The 20922-nt window shown below is 33.2% G+C and carries 21 protein-coding genes; 15 read left to right on the top strand and 6 right to left on the bottom strand.

Translation table 11 applies throughout. The features are described 5' to 3' along the window. Positions 1–31 precede the first annotated feature (31 nt). The 3 genes from ACP7AT_RS12725 (at position 32) to ACP7AT_RS12715 (ending at position 3166) form a co-directional block, all read left to right on the top strand. Positions 32–445, top strand: a complete 414-nt coding sequence (locus tag ACP7AT_RS12725; RefSeq protein ID WP_426064701.1) for a DUF4293 family protein — start codon at positions 32–34, stop codon at positions 443–445. Between the two features lie 252 nt (positions 446–697). Then, the gene (locus ACP7AT_RS12720; RefSeq protein WP_426064700.1) at positions 698–1360 is read left to right on the top strand and encodes a response regulator; all 663 of its coding nucleotides are present in this window, start codon (positions 698–700) and stop codon (positions 1358–1360) included. A gap of 78 nt (positions 1361–1438) precedes the next feature. Further along, complete coding sequence (locus tag ACP7AT_RS12715) at positions 1439–3166, top strand: tetratricopeptide repeat-containing sensor histidine kinase (RefSeq protein WP_426064699.1); 1728 nt, start codon at positions 1439–1441, stop codon at positions 3164–3166. Here the strand turns inward: ACP7AT_RS12715 and ACP7AT_RS12710 are convergent. Then, on the bottom strand, positions 3141–3638 hold the full coding sequence (locus ACP7AT_RS12710; RefSeq protein ID WP_426064697.1) for a metallophosphoesterase family protein: 498 nt from the start codon (positions 3636–3638) through the stop codon (positions 3141–3143). The genes ACP7AT_RS12715 and ACP7AT_RS12710 overlap by 26 nt on opposite strands. 300 nt (positions 3639–3938) lie before the next feature. On the opposite strand from ACP7AT_RS12710, the gene truA reads away from it, so the two are divergent. The 12 genes from truA to ACP7AT_RS12650 all read left to right on the top strand — a co-directional run bounded on the left by truA (position 3939) and on the right by ACP7AT_RS12650 (position 16223). Beyond that, a complete protein-coding gene (gene truA, locus ACP7AT_RS12705; RefSeq protein WP_426064696.1) occupies positions 3939–4709 on the top strand; it encodes a tRNA pseudouridine(38-40) synthase TruA in 771 nt (256 codons plus the stop codon). 85 nt (positions 4710–4794) lie between these two features. Next, positions 4795–6549 carry an ABC transporter ATP-binding protein gene (locus ACP7AT_RS12700; RefSeq protein WP_426064712.1) on the top strand — a complete coding sequence of 585 codons (1755 nt, stop codon included), beginning with the start codon at positions 4795–4797 and terminating at the stop codon, positions 6547–6549. A 410-nt stretch (positions 6550–6959) separates the two neighbouring features. After that, on the top strand, positions 6960–8348 hold the full coding sequence (gene lpdA / locus ACP7AT_RS12695; RefSeq protein ID WP_426064695.1) for a dihydrolipoyl dehydrogenase: 1389 nt from the start codon (positions 6960–6962) through the stop codon (positions 8346–8348). A 269-nt stretch (positions 8349–8617) separates the two neighbouring features. Beyond that, positions 8618–9403: a hypothetical protein gene (locus ACP7AT_RS12690; RefSeq protein WP_426064694.1), complete on the top strand. Its 786-nt coding sequence runs from the start codon at positions 8618–8620 to the stop codon at positions 9401–9403. Positions 9404–9683: 280 nt separating this feature from the next. Then, positions 9684–10520 carry a serine O-acetyltransferase gene (locus ACP7AT_RS12685; RefSeq protein ID WP_426064693.1) on the top strand — a complete coding sequence of 279 codons (837 nt, stop codon included), beginning with the start codon at positions 9684–9686 and terminating at the stop codon, positions 10518–10520. Positions 10521–10525: 5 nt separating this feature from the next. Then, entirely contained in the window at positions 10526–11440 is a 915-nt protein-coding gene (cysK, locus tag ACP7AT_RS12680) for a cysteine synthase A (RefSeq protein ID WP_426064692.1), read from the top strand. Positions 11441–11859: 419 nt separating this feature from the next. Beyond that, positions 11860–12120, top strand: a complete 261-nt coding sequence (locus ACP7AT_RS12675; RefSeq protein WP_426064691.1) for a hypothetical protein — start codon at positions 11860–11862, stop codon at positions 12118–12120. Between the two features lie 142 nt (positions 12121–12262). Continuing rightward, positions 12263–12670, top strand: coding sequence for a hypothetical protein (locus tag ACP7AT_RS12670; protein WP_426064690.1), 408 nt, complete (start codon positions 12263–12265; stop codon positions 12668–12670). A 104-nt stretch (positions 12671–12774) separates the two neighbouring features. After that, positions 12775–13698: a hypothetical protein gene (locus tag ACP7AT_RS12665; protein WP_426064688.1), complete on the top strand. Its 924-nt coding sequence runs from the start codon at positions 12775–12777 to the stop codon at positions 13696–13698. Positions 13699–13998: 300 nt separating this feature from the next. Next, on the top strand, positions 13999–14583 hold the full coding sequence (locus ACP7AT_RS12660) for a fasciclin domain-containing protein (RefSeq protein WP_426064687.1): 585 nt from the start codon (positions 13999–14001) through the stop codon (positions 14581–14583). 347 nt (positions 14584–14930) lie between these two features. After that, positions 14931–15605: a hypothetical protein gene (locus ACP7AT_RS12655; protein WP_426064686.1), complete on the top strand. Its 675-nt coding sequence runs from the start codon at positions 14931–14933 to the stop codon at positions 15603–15605. Between the two features lie 171 nt (positions 15606–15776). Beyond that, complete coding sequence (locus ACP7AT_RS12650; protein ID WP_426064685.1) at positions 15777–16223, top strand: endo-arabinase; 447 nt, start codon at positions 15777–15779, stop codon at positions 16221–16223. 233 nt (positions 16224–16456) lie between these two features. Here the strand turns inward: ACP7AT_RS12650 and ACP7AT_RS12645 are convergent, their stop codons facing one another. The 5 genes from ACP7AT_RS12645 to ACP7AT_RS12625 form a co-directional block, all read right to left on the bottom strand. Continuing rightward, positions 16457–16822, bottom strand: a complete 366-nt coding sequence (locus tag ACP7AT_RS12645; RefSeq protein WP_426064684.1) for a response regulator transcription factor — start codon at positions 16820–16822, stop codon at positions 16457–16459. 145 nt (positions 16823–16967) lie between these two features. After that, positions 16968–19319, bottom strand: a complete 2352-nt coding sequence (locus tag ACP7AT_RS12640; protein WP_426064683.1) for a response regulator — start codon at positions 19317–19319, stop codon at positions 16968–16970. Between the two features lie 9 nt (positions 19320–19328). Next, positions 19329–19751 (bottom strand): response regulator, encoded by a 423-nt coding sequence (locus tag ACP7AT_RS12635; RefSeq protein WP_426064682.1) that lies wholly within the window; start codon positions 19749–19751, stop codon positions 19329–19331. 21 nt (positions 19752–19772) lie between these two features. Next, the gene (locus ACP7AT_RS12630) at positions 19773–20183 is read right to left on the bottom strand and encodes a response regulator (RefSeq protein ID WP_426064681.1); all 411 of its coding nucleotides are present in this window, start codon (positions 20181–20183) and stop codon (positions 19773–19775) included. Positions 20184–20187: 4 nt separating this feature from the next. Next, positions 20188–20916: a sensor histidine kinase gene (locus ACP7AT_RS12625; RefSeq protein ID WP_426064680.1), complete on the bottom strand. Its 729-nt coding sequence runs from the start codon at positions 20914–20916 to the stop codon at positions 20188–20190. Positions 20917–20922: the final 6 nt, after the last annotated feature.

The raw sequence follows: 20922 nt of genomic DNA, 5'->3' as shown, positions 1-20922 counted from the left end.
AAAATATATTTTTGTAAAACATATTTAACAAATGATACAGCGAATTCAGACTATTTATTTACTACTTGCTTTTGTAGTTACAGGCATCTTACTATTTTTTATTCCGTTATGGACAATGAGTGATAGTAAGGAGTATTATTTCATGCAAAGCCAAGTATATACGATACTATTAGGATTGAGTACTACTCTGTCTTTGTTAAGTATTGTTTCGTATAAAAAAAGACAAAATCAGTTTGTCATAGGCAGATTGAATATCATATTAAATTTGATTTTATTAGGATTGTTTGTATATCGTTCACTAAATCTATCTGGAGAAACACCTGCTGTTTCGGAGAAAGGTATTGGGATGTTTCTACCTGTAGTTGCTGTCGTGTTATTAGTCTTGGCTAATAAGGCCATCAAAAAGGATGAAGATCTTGTAAAATCTGTGGACAGATTGAGGTAAACCTATAAACTTTAGTTTATTAGTGCGAAGGAAACCCGAATGTAACAGTTCGGGTTTTTTTGTACCGCTATTTTTTATACTTTTTAAATATTTTCTTGACATTTAAAGAAGAATTCGTACATCATCCAACGAAATTGGTTTTAGATACGATATTGCTTATTCATAGAAATAAATAATAATATTAACAACAAAGGTCTAAAAAATAAAGAATCTGTTGTTTTTTTTTATAAATTTGGCAATAACAACTACGATATGTTAAACAAAATACGAATTCATCTTGCTGATGACCATCAAATTCTTATTGATGGAATCAAAACTTTACTACATACCAATCCTAGATTTGAAGTAGTTGGGTTTTCAGTCAACGGAAATAGTGTATATGAAGAAGTAATCCAAAACAAATCAGACATCCTTATTTTAGACATTAATATGCCCGAAAAAGATGGAATTGAAGTCATAAAAGAATTTGCTTTAAAAGGTTTTCCCTGTAAGATTATTATTTTATCCAGTCACGACGATTTAAGACTAATCAAAGAAGTAATGAAACTAGGCAGTAGCGGTTACTTGACAAAAAAATGTGCCGGAGAAAATATTGTTGAAGCGATTCAGTCTGTTTATAATGGGGAGGAATATTTTTGTAAAGCTGTTCGAGAGAAAATATTCAACACTGCTACTAAAGATAATCCAAAATTAAACAAATCTTATCTACCAGGAAACTTATCATTGACCGAAAGAGAGTTGGAAATCATCACTTTGATATCACTTGAATTCAGTGGTAAAGAAATTAGCGACCAATTATTTATAAGCGTAAATACGGTGGAAACTCATCGAAAAAATATTATGAAAAAATTGGATGCCAAAAACTCAATAAGTTTGGTAAAATATGCAATCAAACACCAATTGATTAAATCCTAAGTTGGCAATCCAAAATAACATTCACTTCTACACGATTCCCTCAACAAAGTAACATATCCAAAAAAAATCAAAGTATCTATGTCATACCGACAAATAATTATAGTATTGTTTTTATTACTTAATTTTTCAAGAAATACCCTTTTTGCACAAAAAAATATACCTACAAAAAAAGAAGTTACTTTGGTTTCCAATGAAGCCATACTGCTGATGAAAGAAGGCAATTACGAAAAGTCATTCGTACTTTCAAGACTGGCATTAGGCAAAGCAATCCAACTCAAAGATAACAATTTAATTGCGGGTGCTTACAACACTATTGCTGCAAATTTTGATCAGTTATCTGAATATGACAAAGCTTTTTTCTATTACCATAAAAGCTTAACGTATGCCAACAAAACCGATAACGATGTTTTAAAAAACTGGATCAACAATAATTTAGGTAACATTTATTGTTTTGATAAGAAGCAATATGAAAAAGGAATTTATTACTATAAAAAATCGTTACAATACAGCACCAGAATAAAAGACTCAGCCCAAATAGTGTTTACGAAACTCAATTTGACATGGGCTTATTTTGACATTGGCCGTTATAATGAAGGACTACCTTATCTAAAGTATATCAACAAACACCATAAAAAACATGGCGACATCTCTACTGTTGTTGCACTAAACATGCTTAACGGGATGTATTATAATTATAAAAATGACACTGAAAAAGCACAATTTTTTTTCAAAAATGCGATAGAATTAGGAAATAAAGGAAATGAAAAATCAGACTTATCTTATTCACATCATGAGTATTCTAAGTTTTTATTAAAAAATGGTGATTATAAAAACGCCTACGAAAATCTGTCTCTTTTCAATGATATTACCGAAGAATTAAACAATCAAGAACGACTAAATAAAGCCAATGTTGCCGGAATAAATCTTGAAATTGACGAATATAAAAGAGAAATTGATAAAATAGAAAGCGAGTTTAAAACCAAGGAATATGTTTTATTACAAAAGCAATCCAGAAATAAAAAAATTGTAATTTTAGTAATTCTAATTTTACTATTCGTATTCATCGTTTTTTACATTTCATCAGAAAACGCTAAACTAAAGCAAAAAAACAAACTAAAAGACCTACGAAGTAAAGCTCAGGAAAACATGATCAATGCGTCCATAAACGGGCAGGAATTAGAACGAAAAAAAATAGCTTCTTTTCTGCACGATAACATTAGCGCATTGCTTTCCTCGGCAGGATTACATCTTCATGCTCATACGTCTCAAAATCAATCTTCATCGGAAGAAATTATAAAAACCAAAGCCATTCTCGAGGAAGCGCACAATCAAGTTCGGGATTTATCGCACGAATTGATGCCTTCACTTTTGGCAAGATTTGGCTTATTTGATGCATTGGACGATTTATGCGAAAAAAATTCCAATTCGATTCTTCTTTTTAATTACTCCAGTTCTGTAGACAGAAAAACGCGTTATGATGAAGATTTCGAAATGAAAATTTATTTCATCATCATGGAACTTCTTAATAACACCTTAAAACACAGCCATGCGCATCAGGCAAAATTAAACATTCATGAAAACAACGATTTTCTGGATATCGATATTATGGATGACGGAAAGGGATTTGAATCCAGTAAATTTGATGTTCTGGAAGGTTTTGGCCTCAACCAAATCAGAGCGCGAATTAATAATCTCAAAGGGACTATTACTATAGATTCCAAATTAGATTCTGGCACAGGCATAAAAATAATGGTACCTATTACGTATCAGAAAAAAATAATCAGACCCGTTTTTCAATCTCAATAATTTCCATCTCCTTGATTTTGTCTCCTTCAATCACAAAACGTAACATCGTGCGTATTTGATGAAAACCACTTTTTCCGGCAGCTCCGGGATTCATGTGCAATAGATTATGCTTTTTATCAAATATGACTTTTAGAATATGCGAATGTCCACAAATAAACAATTTTGGAGGATTCGATTCCATTTCTGCTTTTATATTTGGATTGTACTTCCCAGGATAACCGCCAATATGCGTCATCCAAACATCGACTTCTTCACACATAAATCGGTTGTGCAACGGAAATTCCAGTCTGGCTGTGGCATCGTCAATATTACCATACACACAACGCAATGGTTTTAGCTTTTTAATCGCATCCGTTACAGCCAAATTGCCTATATCGCCGGCATGCCAAACCTCGTCAGCCTGTGCGACATATTTCAAAATCGTATCATCAATGTGACTGTGCGTATCAGAAAGCAGGAGTATTTTTTTCAAAGTAATTTTTTTAAGAGCAATTTGCTTCGCCAGTTCGCTTCGCTCGTGTCCCGCTATCCGTTTCAATCTTTATTATTTTTAAAGAAAAAATAATAAAGGATTTCCACTGCAAATGTTTACATTCACTGAACTCCTATGAAAATAAAAGTTTAGTGAAGTAATCTGGGCTAGGATTTTGTCGTAAAAATAAACATTCGAATTCTAAATAAAAAATCAAATCGAAACTTAACAAACTTTGCGACGTAGCGACTTCGTGGCAAAAAAATTAATAAGTATCTTTGTAGCTTCAAAAAAATTCACTTGAGATATTTCATCAAATTAGCATACAACGGAACCCATTATCACGGCTGGCAATGCCAACCGAATGCTGCTTCTGTTCAGGAGACGCTAAACAAAGCGTTTTCGGTGTTATTAAACACACCTGTTAATCTTATGGGAGCCGGACGAACGGACACCGGTGTTCATGCTAAAGAGATGTATGCTCATTTTGATTTTGAAAACCTCTTTGACATTCCGAGTTTAGTACACAAACTCAACTCTTACTTGCCAAAAGACATTGTTATTTATGAAATTATTCCGGTTCATAATGAGGCGCATAGTCGTTTTGACGCGACTAAAAGAACCTACGAATACCATATCAATACGTTTAAAGATGTTTTTTCGCAGGAACAAAGTTGGTATTTCTATCAAAAATTAGATATTGATTTGATGAATGAAGCGGCGCAATTACTATTAAATCATATTGATTTTCAATGTTTTTCAAAAGTAAATACGGATGTGAATACGTTTGACTGCACTGTTTTTGAGGCCTATTGGACTCGGGGCACAGCCGAACAGGGCATAGAAAAACAAAAAAACGGTACCTTAATTTTTACCATTTCGGCCAACCGTTTTTTACGGAATATGGTGCGTGCCATAGTGGGAACATTAGTAAACATAGGATTACACAAAATTACGTTGGCTGATTTTACTGCCATTATAGAAAGTAAAAACCGAGATAAAGCGGGTTTTTCGGTTCCGGCACACGGTTTATATTTAACCAAAATAGAATACGATTACATTACGCAATAGCCCTGATAGCAGTGAAAATCCTTTTATGTTTTTTCTTTAAAAACATAAAAGATTGCAACGAATAGCAGGAACAGCTCCTAAAGATATGAAAGCAAAAGCATTTGATACCCGATTATTCACACGAATATTAAAATTTACCAAACCCTATCAATGGCGTTTTAATGGTGTGATTATTTTTGCCATTTCGCTATCGGTATTTGCGGCATTGCGTCCGTATTTATTGAAACAAACCGTTGATGGTTACATTTCGACCCAAGACCAACAAGGATTATTGATGTATGTAATCCTGATGGGAATCGTACTTTTACTAGAGGTGTTTTCTCAATTTTACTTTGTGTATTGGGCGAACTGGCTAGGCCAGGACATTGTAAAAGACATTCGAACAAAATTATTTCGCCATATTTTGAGTTTCCGAATGAAATATTTTGATCACGTTCCTGTGGGCCAACTCGTGACGCGTTCGGTTTCGGATATTGAATCGATTGCCCGAATTTTTAGTCAAGGATTATTTATGATTATCAGTGACTTGATGAAAATGGTTGTGGTACTGGCTTTTATGTTCTACATGAACTGGAAACTGACTTGGATTGTGATTGTGGCGATGCCAATTCTGGTTTTCTTCACGCGAATATTCCAAAAGAAAATGCAAGTCGCTTTCGAGGAAGTGCGTACCCAAATTGCCAATATGAATTCCTTCGTGCAGGAACGCGTAACGGGAATGAAGATTGTCCAACTTTTTAATCGTGAAAAAATTGAGTACGGCAAATTCAAAAGCATCAATGACAAACACAAAAAAGCTTGGATAAAAACCATTCTTTACAACTCCATCTTCTTCCCCATTGCGGATATTATTTCGTCTTTAACACTTGGTTTTATTGTATTGTATGGCGGAATCAAAATATTAAATGGAGATAACTTTACCACTTTTGGCGATTTATTTTCGTACACAATGTTCATCGGAATGTTATTCAATCCGTTGCGTCAAATAGCGGATAAATTCAACGAGATGCAACTGGGAATGATTGCGGCGAATCGTGTTTTTGACATTTTGGATACTGAAGACCAAATTCAGGATACTGGAGTTATTGAAGCGCCTATCTTTAAGGGAGACATTGAATTTAAAAAAGTTCATTTCGGGTATATTCCAGATGAAGAAGTGATTAAAGGAATTAATTTACAGGTCAATGCCGGACAAACGATTGCTATTGTAGGATCTACAGGTGCCGGAAAATCAACGATAATTAACTTACTGAATCGTTTTTACGAAATCAACAGCGGTTCCATTTATATTGACAATCATAATATTGAAAATTACTCATTGAGTTCCCTGCGAAAACAAATTGCGGTTGTATTGCAGGATGTTTTCCTTTTTGCCGATACTATTTTCAATAATATCACCTTAAACAATCCTGAGATTAGTCGTGAACAAGTTTTGGCCGCAGCCAAAAAAATTGGCGTACATGACTTCATTATGAGCTTACCGGATAATTATGATTTTGATGTGAAGGAACGCGGCGTTATGTTATCGTCAGGACAACGCCAATTGATTGCTTTTTTGAGAGCGTACGTGAGCAATCCAAGTATTTTAATTTTGGACGAAGCCACGTCATCGATAGACACGTATTCTGAAGAATTGATTCAGCGTGCTACTGAAACAATTACAAAAGGCAGAACCTCTATTGTGATTGCGCATCGCTTGGCAACGATTGTCAATGCTGATAAAATTGTGGTCATGGATAAAGGACTGATTGTAGAACAAGGAACGCATCAGGAATTAATCAACCGCGAAAGTGGGTATTACAAGAATTTGTATGATTCACAGTTTTCGGTAGCAAATTAGTTTTTGCTGCAAAGAAAATAGAAGGAACAGAGAAACAAAGGTACCGATAAGCAAAGCTTTCAAGTTTAAAATCAGTGTTAATCCGAGTCATCCGCATCCCCTTTTTCAACAATGAAACTAAGAAAGTTAACAGTGAAATCTGTTGAATCTATGTCCATAAATTTCACTTTACTTTTTTACAAAGATGCAGCAGTTAAATAAACAAATCTGGATTTACACTTTTGCAATTTGTTTAAAACAAAAGTATTTTTCTGAAAATTTGTTTGTTTCTTACTTTATTACTTTGAAACTTTCTCAAAACAGAATAAATCCTTAAATTCGCCCAATCAATTAAATAAGAAAAACACACAAATTGAAATGAGTTTTTACGAATTCATTTCACCAATAAAAAACAAATAAAAAACTTTGAAATGAAATACGATATTATAGTTTTAGGAAGTGGTCCAGGTGGTTATGTTACGGCTATTAGAGCATCACAATTAGGCTTTAAAGTAGCCATAATAGAAAAAGAAAACTTAGGCGGAGTATGCTTGAACTGGGGTTGCATCCCTACAAAAGCATTACTAAAATCAGCTCAGATTTTTGATTATCTAAAACACGCTTCTGATTATGGATTGACTGTTTCATCATTTGACAAAGATTTCCCTGCTGTTGTGCAACGCAGTCGTACTGTAGCTGACGGTATGAGCAAAGGGGTTCAATTCTTGATGAAAAAAAATAAGATTGACGTGATTGATGGTTTTGGAAAACTTAAACCAGGAAAAAAAGTTGATGTTACTGACAAAGAAAATAAAGTTACGGAATACAGTGCGGATCATATCATTGTGGCCACTGGAGCACGTTCTCGTGAGTTACCAAACTTGCCTCAAGATGGTGTAAAAGTAATTGGTTACAGACAAGCAATGACATTAGCAACACAACCAAAATCAATGATTATTGTTGGTTCCGGCGCTATTGGAGTTGAATTTGCACATTTCTACAACTCTATGGGAACTGAAGTTACCATCGTAGAATTTATGCCAAATGTAGTTCCTGTTGAAGACGAAGACATTTCGAAACAAATGGAGCGTTCTTTGAAAAAAGCAGGTATTAAAATCATGACGAACTCATCAGTAGAAAGAATTGATACTACCGGAGCTGGTGTTAAAGCATTTGTAAAAACAGCAAAAGGAGAAGAAGTTGTGGAAGCGGAGATTTTACTTTCGGCTGTTGGAATTAAAACCAACATTGAAAATATCGGATTAGAAGAAGTGGGGATTGCTACTGACAAAGATAAAATTTTGGTAAATGCTTATAACCAAACGAACATACCAGGTTATTACGCCATTGGTGATGTTACGCCAGGACAAGCGTTAGCGCACGTAGCTTCGGCTGAAGGAATCAATTGTGTGGAAAAAATTGCAGGACTTCATGTAGAGCCTATCGATTACGGAAACGTACCGGGTTGTACTTATGCAACTCCAGAAATTGCTTCTGTAGGTTTGACTGAAAAACAAGCTAAAGAAAAAGGTTACGAACTGAAAATTGGAAAATTCCCATTCTCAGCTTCAGGAAAAGCGAAAGCTTCCGGAACTCCGGATGGTTTTGTAAAAGTAATTTTTGATGCCAAATATGGCGAATGGTTAGGATGTCACATGATTGGAGCAGGAGTTACTGATATGATTGCTGAGGCGGTTGTTGCGCGTAAACTTGAAACTACAGGACACGAAATCCTAAAATCAATTCACCCACACCCAACAATGAGCGAAGCGGTTATGGAAGCGGTTGCTGATGCGTATGGCGAAGTAATCCATTTGTAAATAAATAAAACAACGCAGAGACGCACTGCAATGCACCGCTACATGATGTTTTGAAAAATGAATATAAAATCCGATTTGTGCAAGCAAATCGGATTTTTTTATAGGATTGATACATTGTAAAAATGCAACGCCAAACACAAGAATTATGAAAGTTTTAAACAGAATTACGTAACTAAAATTGCAACGCTTATTCCGTAATTTGGATACGTTAAAATAGTTAATTAATCGAAATCCATTTTCTTTTTTATAATTATTTAAATAGATGTCTAATGAAAAATATATATCTGAATACCGGTACAATAAATGAAGTTTTTTATGACTTGCAAACTTCTTGTGATGGCGTTTTAAATTCAAACAACAACGAATTTAAATTAGTATTAGATACAGATTTGATTAAGGGAAATATTGATGCGATAACCTTTATAAATGGTATTACTTCTATCATGGTTAACTTAACATTTTCTGATGATGTCACGCTAAGTATGGAATCATTAAGCTCATCTTCCATTGTATTTGCCTATTGCACGGAGGGAACTTTCAAACACAGCTTTGGTATATCGGGCCACCAATCAACGCTTAGAAAACATCATTCAGCTGTTGTAACCAGCAAGAGAAGTATAAATACTCTATTACATTTTAAAAAAAATACAGCTGTTCAATTTTCGATTATAAAAGTGGAAACCGCTGGCTTAGCAAATACCACCAATGATTCTTTAATTTTGAATTTGAAGAAAACCTTTTTAGACAAACAACAAAATTATAGTTATCAAGGCATTCAAAATTTGAGAATTGCAGAAAAGTTCCATCAGCTTAATGCTGTAACAGAGCAAGGAATGGTGGGGCATATCATGAAAAAAGACATTGTTCTATCCATAGTGGCGATGGAGATTGATGACAATACCGACACCATAATTAAAATGTCGCACGTCATCAAACGCTCGACTTTGCATCAAATCAATGAATTAAAAAAGATATCCGATTTCATTAAACATCACACTTTTGATGCCGTGTACAATAAAGTTATTAGTTCAAAAAACAGAATTTTTATCAAGTAACTTTTAGCGAAATCTCATTAGAGAACTACCACTGTCTTAAAACTTTTTATTATTTCAAAAAGCCACATAATTTATTTTTGATGTTAAAAACATAAAACCGATTGGCAAAAGTCAATCGGTTTTTTTTACGGTAGCATTCTTAACACAAAGCATCCATTTTGTGGGAATTTAACATATTAACATTTATTTAAACAGCAAGGTTATGAACCTATTCAATTCTGCTATATATTTGTATTTCGAGTCTTTTTTCTCGTTTAATTCTGATTTTATTCTATTATAAATGAGTACTGAAACCAACCGTTTTTCGAATACACTGCATGAAAACCAAAATAAAAATTGGGTAAGAGCCATCGATTCATCTAAAATTATCAATTGGATTGATGATTTATTCAAAATATTATTTCCGGAGAAAGCCTTGGAAACCATCCAAATCGAAATGCTTTTAGACCAAAACAAAGCTAATTTTATTGCTATTTTATCTGAAATTGTAAAAGATAAAACGGCCAATGAAATTCTTGATGATGCCGAAGCTTTTTACACCGGACTCCCGGAATTGTATCATTCGATGCAAAAAGACGCACAAGCTATTCTGGATACGGATCCCGCTGCCGATTGTATTCAGGAAATAATCAATTCTTATCCCGGATTTTTTGCCATAGAGGTCTATCGCATTGCTAATGCAATTGCTTCCCGAACTTCTTGCCTGCTTCCGCGAATTCTTACCGAATATGCGCACAGCAAAACGGGAATCGATATTCATCCCAGTGCTACTATAGACGTTCCTTTTATGATTGATCATGGAACCGGAATCGTCATTGGCGAGACCACAATAATAGGGAAATATGTCAGCATTTATCAAGGAGTAACTTTAGGAGCGTTGCAAGTCGAGAAAAGCATGCAAGAAAAAAAACGCCATCCAACCGTAGAAGATCATGTAATTATTTATGCTAATGCCACTATTTTGGGTGGAAGTACCATTATAGGAAACCATAGTATCGTGGGAGGAAACACGTTTATTACCAAGAGTGTAAATCCGTATTCGTTTGTCATGCAATCCAATAAAAATACTATTTTGAATCAACAGGAAATAAAAGATATTAATTTTTTCTCCATATAAATATTATGAAATACAACAATATACTCGAAACAATAGGCAACACGCCACACGTAAAAATCAATCGTTTGTTCGGCGCTAACCACAACGTCTGGATCAAATTAGAGCGTGCAAATCCCGGAGCCAGCATCAAGGACAGAATCGCTCTTGCTATGATTGAAGATGCAGAAGCTAAAGGATTATTAAAAACGGGAGGAACCATAATTGAAGCCACTTCCGGAAATACAGGAATTGGACTTGCGATGGTTGCAGCCGTAAAAGGCTATAAATTAGTGTTAGTCATGCCAGAATCGATGTCTATAGAAAGACGCCGACTCATGAGTCTTTATGGTTCCGAATTTGTATTGACGCCTCGTGAAAAAGGAATGAAAGGAGCACTGGAAAAAGCAAAGGAATTAGTATCCGAAATACCTAATTCTTGGTCACCGCTTCAATTTGATAATCCTGCCAATATTGAAATTCATAAAACAACCACCGCTCAGGAAATTATAAAAGCATTCCCTGACGGACTGGATTACTTGATAACTGGTGTAGGAACCGGAGGTCACATCACGGGTTGTGCCGAAATACTAAAACAACATTTTCCCAACCTGAAAGTATATGCCGTAGAACCGGAAGCTTCACCTGTTATCAGCGGAGGCGCAGCTGCTCCACACCCTATTCAAGGAATTGGAGCAGGATTTATCCCCACAAATTTACATACCGATTTACTGAACGGAACCATACAAGTAAGCAAAGATGAAGCATTTGCCTATACCCAAAGAGCGGCAAAAGAAGAAGGAATGTTCGTAGGAATTTCATCGGGAGCATCATTGGCGGCAGTAGCCAAAAAGCTTCTCGAAATTCCCGAAAACGCAACAGTGCTAACTTTTTGTTACGACACCGGCGAACATTATTTAAGCATCGAAGGCTTATTTGTATAAACAAAAATATACTTTAAATACGAACCGATTTGTGAAAACAAGTCGGTTTTTTTATGACGTTTATTTTTTTGTGGCGTGTCCTTGTTGCAGTGCTATTGTATAAATTACTTTATTTGTCTGGCAACAGGGTCAGGCTGTATGTTGCAATCTTTTATTGCGCTACGCTTTATAAAAGGATTTTCACTGCCATCCTTCACGCAATACCGACTAATCAAAAGCTCACACACTTATAAGAACCATCCCACAAATACCAAAGCTCTTTCAATAATTTGTAAATAATTATTTATATATTTGGGAAACATAAAACGAAACAAAACTTTACCATTCACTTTTTAATAGATTGACTGCAGTTTTTTTTGGAGTAAATCGGCATTACTTGTAAATAATAAGAAAACCAAATAACAAAAAAAAATTTAACAATGAAGAGTGAATGGATTGCAAAATACGAAGAAACCGTCATTAAGATAACTAATAATTGGTTCAGTGGGGAAAACCTTTATGTAAATAATGAACTGCAAGATGAACAACTAAATTTTATTACCCCCAGTAATTTATCAGGTAATCTAATAAACAAAGAGGGACAAAAGTTAGATATTAAAACAAATATTTCAGGTTTTTTTACAGTAAGCTGCAGATTATTTATTGACAATAAAAAAGTAGAATTAAAACAAACTAAATAGATCATGAACAACTGAATCAAAAGTTGATTGAAATAAACATCTAAGTAAAGTGTTCTTCTGGAGAATAATTCTGCTCTTGAGAGCACTAATAATTCACGATCGTTAGCGCAACTCATATTGTAAAACTTAAAACTAACTAAACATGAAAAAATTCAAATTCTTCCTCCCTATTTTTTTGATGGTTTTTGTTTCTTGCTCAACAGATAACTCAACAACAAATATTAATGAAAAAATTATCGGTTTCTGGAATTTAACAAATATCACGCAGAAGAAAAATAATGAACTAAAAGTTTTACAAAATGGAAATTCTACATTTGAGTTTAAATCAAATAGTGTCAATATTAATGGAAATACCTATTTAAACAAAACTGGTAACTATTCATATATAATTAGTATTGAAAATTATTTTAACCCTGATTTATTAGAACCAAAAAACAATGTTTTAAAAATCGGAAATAATAAGTTCGTTGTAGAGATAGATTATGACGGTCAAAATATGATTTTAACTAATTATTCAGACGGACGAATTATCTATTATTTATCCAAATAAAAATTTGACAATAGCCAGAGTTTCGTTAAATACTGTAAACGAACAATGCAACCTTTATTTAACGAACAATAATCGCATTGCAAAAATTACCACACTAATAAAATATGAAAAACTCACTAGTATTATTTACAATCTTCTTTTTAAGTTGCTCACCAAATAAGGAAGAAGAAATTCTGATTTTGGAGCAAAAACCTGCCAATAAAGTAGAATTAAAAATTAATGGAGAGAAAATTACTGATGAAATAATCGATGTTAGTTCTTTTTATATCTGCGATGAAAAAATAAATGTAAGTGTAAAGTCAAAAAAAGGTACTGTTACCTCTGAATTATTCACCATTGAAATATTACGAAATGGAGAATTATCTTATGCGAAATTTGTTAACAAAAAATCTTTTTCTAATGAGGAATTTTCAACGCCTGATTATATACCATCTTCAACTATTCTTATTGAAGAATTTGAATTCGTTGCGAATAAGAAGCTGAAAATTAAATTTGGTGGCACTTTATTAAAAAGAATTTACAATTTAAAAAGCAATTCCGAATCCATAGAAATAAATGGTATTATTGAAATTAATGAATTTGGAACGAGCACTTGTAATACTTTTAATGATTACATAAAATTAAATGATCAAATCAAATTTTCTGATATAACTAGAACTGAACAAGAATCTTCGGCAAATTTATCAGTTAGGTATGAATCAAATTCTTTAAATGGATACAACATTCAATTCAAAAACTTCACAAAATTCCTGACCAAGATGCCACTTGGCACTTATTATTTCGACGATTTAAGTAACACCGAAAAACTAGAATTTAGAAAATACATTGGAACTCCAAAATGTTTTGGCACGCACACTATCATAGCTGAAGACTGGAAATTATATTCAACAAATGGAAGTTTTACAATTGTTGAAAAAACAATGATTGATGGCCGTTTAGTCGTAAAACTTAAGTTAAATTTCACAGCAACTTACAACGGAATTGAAGAATATAATTTCACAAATGCAGCATTTGAAACAACATTGTAAAAAAATATCTGCAAAAATAAAAGTGTAACAACTTAATTAGCAACGATAAATAAATTCTTGTTGAACGGAACAGATTTTAAGTACTTTAATAATATGGCACTTTTGCGATGTTTTTCAACTTAGATTTTTCATGTTTTTTTTCACATCTGAACTTTTTTCATCCATTCTATATTGTTAAAATTACTGCAAGCATTACTTCAAAAGAACCGGTACTTTTTTTATTTGTTAAATTTATTAAAAAAATAATAAAAATGTGTATATTTGAGTATCTTAATTTAATTTAAACTTAAAACATTGATTATGAAATTAGTAACAACAATTAGTGCATTTGTATTAATAGGAGTAATCGCTACTTCTTGTGGAAAGAAAAAACAAGCTGATACAACAGAAATGGCTGATACAACAGTCGTGGCAGTAGACACAATGGCCGTTGCTGAAACACCAAACATTGTAGGTGTAGCTTCAGGAAATACTGAGTTCTCAACGCTTGTTACAGCAGTAAAAGCAGCGGGATTAGTAGAAACATTAAGTGGGGATGGTCCTTTTACCGTTTTTGCACCAAATAATGCAGCATTTAATAAGCTTCCTGCAGGAACTTTAGATAGTTTATTGAAACCAGAAAGTCTTGATAAACTGAAAGCAATTTTAACGTATCATGTTGTTTCTGGAAAATTTGATGCTGCAACAGTAACTGATGCAATCAACAAAAATAACGGAAAATATACCGTTACAACTGTTCAAGGTGGCACAATAGTTTTAAGCTTGAAAGACGGAAAAGTGATGTTGACAGATGCTAAAGGCGGAACTGCAACAGTCGTCCTTGCTGATGTAGCTGCATCTAACGGTATCATTCATGCAATTGATACTGTAGTTATGCCTAAATAAGGTTCTCAACTTATTCTTTTACAAACCGTTGCAACAATGCAGCGGTTTTTTTATGCGATTTCACAAACAAATAATAGTCCTTTTTTTGTTACAAACTAATGCTTTGACTAACTTAGAAACGGAAACATATTTAACTATAATTTCAAACATCAATCATTTGTTGCGAATGTGCGTTTTAAAACAAAAGTTACTGTACCCGAATGCCAGAAAAAGTCAAGCACAAATTATACTGTTTTTTTAAAAATAAAATAAGAATTCGTGGCTGCAATAATAAATTGGTAATCCGCTAGATTCTTATAATTTAAAAAATTATTTCGAAAATTAAAGAATTAAGCTAAATACATATTATGAAATACTTTACTATTTTACTTCTTCTTTCCGAGATCCTAATCGGTTGCAAAAACAGAGACAATAATTCATCACTGAGTCCAGTAACCAATGATACGCAAACCACAGTTACCATTGTTAAAGAAAGCAAGGAAAAGATTCCAGATAATGCAGCAACTGTTGAAACTAAAAGCACTCACGGATTGATTCTGACCTCTAATGCGTTGCAAGTTGTAAATAAAAATACTGGTTCAACCTCTGAAATTCCTTTTGGCAAACCATTGGACCAAATGATTGAAGTCGTAAATAACGTTCTCAAATCCAAACCAAAATCTATGGGAGTAAATAGTGAATGCGGAGCCGGACCTTTAAATATGGCAACATGGAATAATGGCTTAACAATAGTATTTGTGAAAAAAGAATCTAAATCAAAAACAGCAGAAACCGAATGGTACTTTGCGGGTTGGTTCCTGAGCGGTAATTCAGCGAATATTCCAAAGATTGCTACAATGGCAGGAATTAGCATTGGATCAACTAGGGCTGAAATGGAAAGTGCGTATGTGATCAAGGTTTCCAAAACCAGTTTAGGACACGAATTTTCGACTTCATCGGGATTATTTGGTATTTTTGATGGGCCAGATAAACAAGCAAAGATTACAAATTTATGGAGTGGTGTTAGTTGTAATTTTAGATAAGTTAAATACGGTTCAACAGATGAATTTAGAAACTTAAAATTATAAATAATAGTAGTCTAAAATAAAATTTATTTACAATAAAATAAAATTTACATTAACAGTGACTATTTTTTTTACGTAAAGTCCTTTTAAAAAATAATATAATCTATAACCATTAACCACATTAATACTATGGAACGAAAATTATCCTTTTTTCTGCTTTTGATGATACCATTTTTAGCATACAGCCAAAAAACTGACGAATCGGCCAAAATTATCAGCCTTTTAGAAAAAGAATCTGCAACATGGCGCGCCGGAGACGGGAAAGGACATGCCGAATGCTGGCACATTCAACCGTACAGCCGCATCTTGATTTCAACGGCAACCGGAACAACAATCGATGTCCCTCCCGCCTTAATGAAAAATACTGACACAAAAAACATGGGCAACGGCGGCTCTTCCGTAAATACAAATTACAAAATGAGCATCAACAAAAATAATGCATGGGTAAGCCATAACGAGGTATCAACGGCTAAAGACGGTACAAAAAGCTACTCTTATGAAATTAGAATATTAGAGAAAATTAAAGGAAAGTGGAAATTAGTAGGACAGTCCATTCATGTTTACAAATCAGAATAATTTATTTTTAACTAATTGAGTAAAGTTACTCATCATTAAGAATTTCAGAAAAAAACATAAAAACAAACGCATTTTGACGTCGCTCAGTGCAAACTCCGCAAACGGAAAAAGGATTAAAAAAGCCTAATTTTTGAGTTTACGAAGCTTCGATTTACGATAATAAAACGAAATGTCTCAATAGAAATATACAAAACTGTGTCATTATGTAGAAAAAAAAAAAACTACTCCAAGTCTCATTTTTGTAGCAAAAGTCGTTTTACTCTCACCGACAATTCATTCGGACTGAAAGGCTTTGTTATAAAATCATCTGCTCCCAATTTAAAAGCCTGCAGAACTGTTTTTTCCAATCCCACAGCCGAAAGTATAATGATTGGGATATTTAGTTTGAGTTCTATTTTTACTTTATTTACGATATCCAATCCCGATATGAATGGCATCATAATGTCGGAAATGATTAAATCAGGATTTTCTGCAACTATTTTGTCTAAAGCAACTTGTCCGTTTGGACATAAAATCACATGATATCCTTCTTTTACCAATCTGAATTCCATGGTTTTCAACATCATTTCATCATCCTCGGCAATTAATATTTTCTTCATACAAAATTTTTCTACGTTTATAGTTTAAACGATTTTAGTTATTATTTAATTCTCCATTATTAGCAAATATTTCTAATTAAGCTTTTGGTACTACCTAATAAAAATACACTTTTTACAATAATAATATAAAGTTCACTTAAGAAATTTAATATTCCTCCACCAACTCTAGTTCTTTGATGGCTAATTGACAAATTTCATTTAAATGAATAACTTCCTCTTTTCTTTTTAGTCCCAAAGGATTTATTTCAAGTTCTTTTTCAATACTATTTACACTTTCAGAAGCCTTGATTATACCCAATAAACTGATGGAAGATTTTAGTTTATGAATTTCTTCTTTTAAAGTTTTGATATCATCATTTTTGTTCGATTCAAGGATTAAAGCCATAGTTTGAGGCGTTTTTTCTAAAAAAATGGAAACCATATCTTTTATGAAAGTGTCATCTCCATCTGCGAAATCCTTTAAATAATTGAAATTAACGAGTTTTTCTATTGTCATTTCATGTGTTGTTAAATCGGGAGGTAGTATCAAATTCCCTTTATTTTCAATCAAATTCAGATGTAATTTCTCCAATAACACATTAAAATCATACGGTTTCGACAAGTAATCGTTCATTCCGTTATGCAAACATCTTTTCTCTTCTTCTACTGTAGCGTGGGCAGTCAAGGCGATAATAGGAATCATAGATTTATCCCCCATTTTGGTTCGAATGAAACGTGTCAGCTCATTTCCATCCATTTCCGGCATTTGGATGTCCATCAAAATAATATCATAATCATTATTCGTTATCTTTTCAATCGCAATTTTTCCATTAGCGGCGATATCAATTTCTTTGTTCCATTTTCCAAAAACTTTCATTGCAAGAAGCTGATTCAATTCATTATCCTCCACTAAAAGTATTTTTTTGTCTTTTAAAAAATCGGGAGCGATTACTGTATTTTTTAATTTAGTGTTGCTGGCAGTTCCTTTCTGAGTCTTTTTAAATTTTAATGAAAAAGAGAATTCACTTCCTTTAGAAACAACACTTATAACAGTAATCTTTCCGCCCTGCAACTCAACTAGTTTTCGAGTAATAGTAAGACCAAGTCCGGTTCCTCCATATTTTCTGGTTGTTTCGTTTGAAGCCTGGTTAAAACTTTCAAATATAGAATCGATTTTATCTTCTGGAATACCAATTCCGGTGTCGATTACTGAAAATTTGATTAGAGAATCTGATTCGGTTTCCAGCATTTCAGTAACTACCATTTCCACATATCCTTTTTCGGTAAATTTTAATGCATTCCCAACCAGATTCATTAGAATTTGAGACAGTTTTGTAGGATCTCCAATTAAATCATCGTTTATATTCGGATCAATATTGGATAACAATTTTATTTTTTTCTCTTTTGCATTTAAAAATAGCAACTCAATCACATAATTGACTGTTTTTGACAAAGAAAAATTTACGGCTTCAAAAGTCATTTTATTAGCTTCAATTTTCGAGAAGTCAAGAATATCATTGATAATAAACATCAAATTATGACTGGCTTTTTTTATCGCTTCCACACTCTGTTTCTGGTCATTGTCTAAATTTGTACTTTCGAGAATTCTGGCAAATCCTATGATTCCATTCATCGGGGTCCGAATTTCATGACTCATATTGGTAAGAAACTGTTCTTTTATAACGACCGCATTTTCCGCTAATTCTTTTGCTTTTATTAATTCTGCTTCCGTACGTTTTTGTTCACTGATATCTTGAATGGTTCCCAAAATTTTACAAGGTTTACCATTTCCGTCATTCAAACACTTGATGAATACATTGATATATTTTAACGTCCCTTTTTTACTGGTGATGCTGTGCTGGAACTGTACCTCTGCATTTGTATTTTTGACATGATCAAGATTATTTTCATAAAGAGCTAGATCTTTGGCATCAGTAAAAAATGATTTAAAAAAATCAACAGAAGCAATCGCCTGATTTTCTACTTCAAAAATAGTAAAGAATTCATCTGAAAAATAGGCTTCATTGTTGATTAAATTGATTTCCCAACTTCCTATTTTAGCCAGCTTTTGTGCTTCCAATAATCGGTTAGCATTTACCTTTAAAGCTAATTCTGTATCTTTTCGGAGTTTTATACTGTCATGTAAATTAATGGCATTTCTGATACTTTGGGAAATTCCATCAGGAGTCAATAAGGTTTTCGGAATATAATCCGAAGCACCGCTTAATATCGCCTGGCTGGCAATTTTTTCGTCTCCCTGTGAGGTTACAAAAATGATCGGGGTTTCAATTCCGGACTCTCTTACTTTTTTCAAAAAAGAAATTCCATCCGTATCCGGCATCATATAATCTAAAAAAATTAAGTCATACTTCAATGATTGAATCTTTTCTATACCTTCATCTGCTGAAAACACACTGTCTACCTCAGCAATAATTCCGGATTTAGATATGGAACGGCTGATGGTAATGGAATCGATTTTGTCATCATCGATTATTAATATTTTTAATACGACGGCCATAGGGTGCTATTATTTTTGATTGGAAAATTCAATGATATTCCAATAGTCATTCAATACCGAGAAAAAATGATTTAATTGTTCCCTTTCGAATGAGAGCGGAATGTATCCGGCAATATTTAAGTCTAAAGCTGCTGTTTTATTTTTACCGTGCTCTGAGTCCGTAATTACGAACACCAAAATCGATTTTAAATGCGGATGATTCCGTATTGCATTTAATAAATTTATTCCTTTGTTCTTTGTTCTATTCACATCAATCAGTAAAATTTTAGGAACAGGAGTCAGTTTATGGGTGCCATTTAACATTAACCATGCCTCATTTTCGTTTTTTGCTGAAAATAAAGTATGTTTGATATTGACCTCTGAAAAAGACTTTTTAATATTTTCAATAGTGGTTTTCCTATTATCAACCAGCAAGATGTTTGTGTGTCCCAAAATCAAAACAAATTAAATAAATTACATTTCACATAACTGCCAGAAATTTTTTAGCGTTGCGACTGAGGTCAGAAATTTTTCAAAAGAAAGCGGTTTAAGAATGTAACCGGCAACGTTCAAATTATACGCATTGATCTTGTCACTATCTTCGTTTGAAGTGGTCAAAACAAAAACCGAAATATTTTTAAGCTTCTCATTTTCCCTTATAATTTTAAGAAACTCGATTCCATTCATTTTTGGCATATTAATATCCAAAATAATGATTTTAGGCAAAGGAATAATTTTGTCATCCAGCATTTCGAGTGCTTCCACTCCATTTCCGGCTACAAAAAGCGGATTCATAATCTTGTTTTTAGAAAATGCTCTTTTTACATTCATTACATCTACCTCATCGTCTTCGACTAATAAAATATTTACCAATTTTTGGTTCATAATTTTAATTTTTTAATGTTATTATTTTGGGCCAATTTATTGTAAAAACCGAACCGCTCTCTACACTAGGAGAATATTCTATTTTCCCTCCCACTAATTTCATGATTTTATAACTGATAGCTAATCCTGCTCCAGTTGTGTCCACAATATCTTTAGAATTAACGGTGTAGAAAATAGAGAAAATTTTATGAATGACCTGTTCTGGTATTCCGGGTCCGTTATCGCTTATTTTTATTTCGTAATCATTGTCATTTTCTACGATGCCAATGAATACCTTCCTATTTTTTTCATGATGAAAGCGAACGGCATTATCAAGGACACTCATTACTACTTTTTGCATTTTCACACCTAAAGTAACACAATTTTCATTAACGATATTAGCCTTATAATGAAAGTCGACATTTAATTCGCGGTCAAATAAATCAATACAATTCGCAATCATTTTAGGAATATTTAATTCGTAAAATTCTAATTCTGTTCTGTCAACACGGGAAAGTTCCAGCAATGCATTCATCATATTTTCAAGACGGTATACTCTGTTTTTCAACAATCCTAAGTTAGTCAAAACGTCTTGATTTACAACACTTCCTAAATCTTCCTCAATCCAGGTTGTTATATTTGTTATTGCTCTCATTGGCGACTTAATATCGTGTGAGACGATATAAATAAACTCTTCAAATTCTTTTTTAAGAGCTACCAATTCTTCTTGGCACTTCTTTTCATATTCCTCCATTTGTAT

This window comes from Flavobacterium sp. DSP2-3-1 (genome assembly GCF_049896865.1).
Lineage (GTDB): Bacteria > Bacteroidota > Bacteroidia > Flavobacteriales > Flavobacteriaceae > Flavobacterium.
Note: the sequence above shows the minus strand (reverse complement) of the source record. Positions and strands in the feature narration are given on the sequence as shown.

Bases quoted from the DNA above. Each gene is read 5' to 3' on its own strand.
- cysK (WP_426064692.1), top strand. From the start codon at position 10,526: ATGAAATACAACAATATACTCGAAACAATAGGCAACACGCCACACGTA.
- ACP7AT_RS12640 (WP_426064683.1), bottom strand. From the start codon at position 19,319: ATGGCCGTCGTATTAAAAATATTAATAATCGATGATGACAAAATCGAT.
- ACP7AT_RS12690 (WP_426064694.1), top strand. From the start codon at position 8,618: ATGAAAAATATATATCTGAATACCGGTACAATAAATGAAGTTTTTTAT.
- ACP7AT_RS12630 (WP_426064681.1), bottom strand. From the start codon at position 20,183: ATGAACCAAAAATTGGTAAATATTTTATTAGTCGAAGACGATGAGGTA.
- ACP7AT_RS12720 (WP_426064700.1), top strand. From the start codon at position 698: ATGTTAAACAAAATACGAATTCATCTTGCTGATGACCATCAAATTCTT.
- ACP7AT_RS12685 (WP_426064693.1), top strand. From the start codon at position 9,684: ATGAGTACTGAAACCAACCGTTTTTCGAATACACTGCATGAAAACCAA.
- ACP7AT_RS12655 (WP_426064686.1), top strand. From the start codon at position 14,931: ATGAAATACTTTACTATTTTACTTCTTCTTTCCGAGATCCTAATCGGT.
- ACP7AT_RS12645 (WP_426064684.1), bottom strand. From the start codon at position 16,822: ATGAAGAAAATATTAATTGCCGAGGATGATGAAATGATGTTGAAAACC.
- ACP7AT_RS12650 (WP_426064685.1), top strand. From the start codon at position 15,777: ATGGAACGAAAATTATCCTTTTTTCTGCTTTTGATGATACCATTTTTA.
- ACP7AT_RS12725 (WP_426064701.1), top strand. From the start codon at position 32: ATGATACAGCGAATTCAGACTATTTATTTACTACTTGCTTTTGTAGTT.
- ACP7AT_RS12665 (WP_426064688.1), top strand. From the start codon at position 12,775: ATGAAAAACTCACTAGTATTATTTACAATCTTCTTTTTAAGTTGCTCA.
- ACP7AT_RS12715 (WP_426064699.1), top strand. From the start codon at position 1,439: ATGTCATACCGACAAATAATTATAGTATTGTTTTTATTACTTAATTTT.
- lpdA (WP_426064695.1), top strand. From the start codon at position 6,960: ATGAAATACGATATTATAGTTTTAGGAAGTGGTCCAGGTGGTTATGTT.
- ACP7AT_RS12700 (WP_426064712.1), top strand. From the start codon at position 4,795: ATGAAAGCAAAAGCATTTGATACCCGATTATTCACACGAATATTAAAA.
- ACP7AT_RS12675 (WP_426064691.1), top strand. From the start codon at position 11,860: ATGAAGAGTGAATGGATTGCAAAATACGAAGAAACCGTCATTAAGATA.
- ACP7AT_RS12670 (WP_426064690.1), top strand. From the start codon at position 12,263: ATGAAAAAATTCAAATTCTTCCTCCCTATTTTTTTGATGGTTTTTGTT.
- ACP7AT_RS12660 (WP_426064687.1), top strand. From the start codon at position 13,999: ATGAAATTAGTAACAACAATTAGTGCATTTGTATTAATAGGAGTAATC.
- ACP7AT_RS12625 (WP_426064680.1), bottom strand. From the start codon at position 20,916: ATGGAGGAATATGAAAAGAAGTGCCAAGAAGAATTGGTAGCTCTTAAA.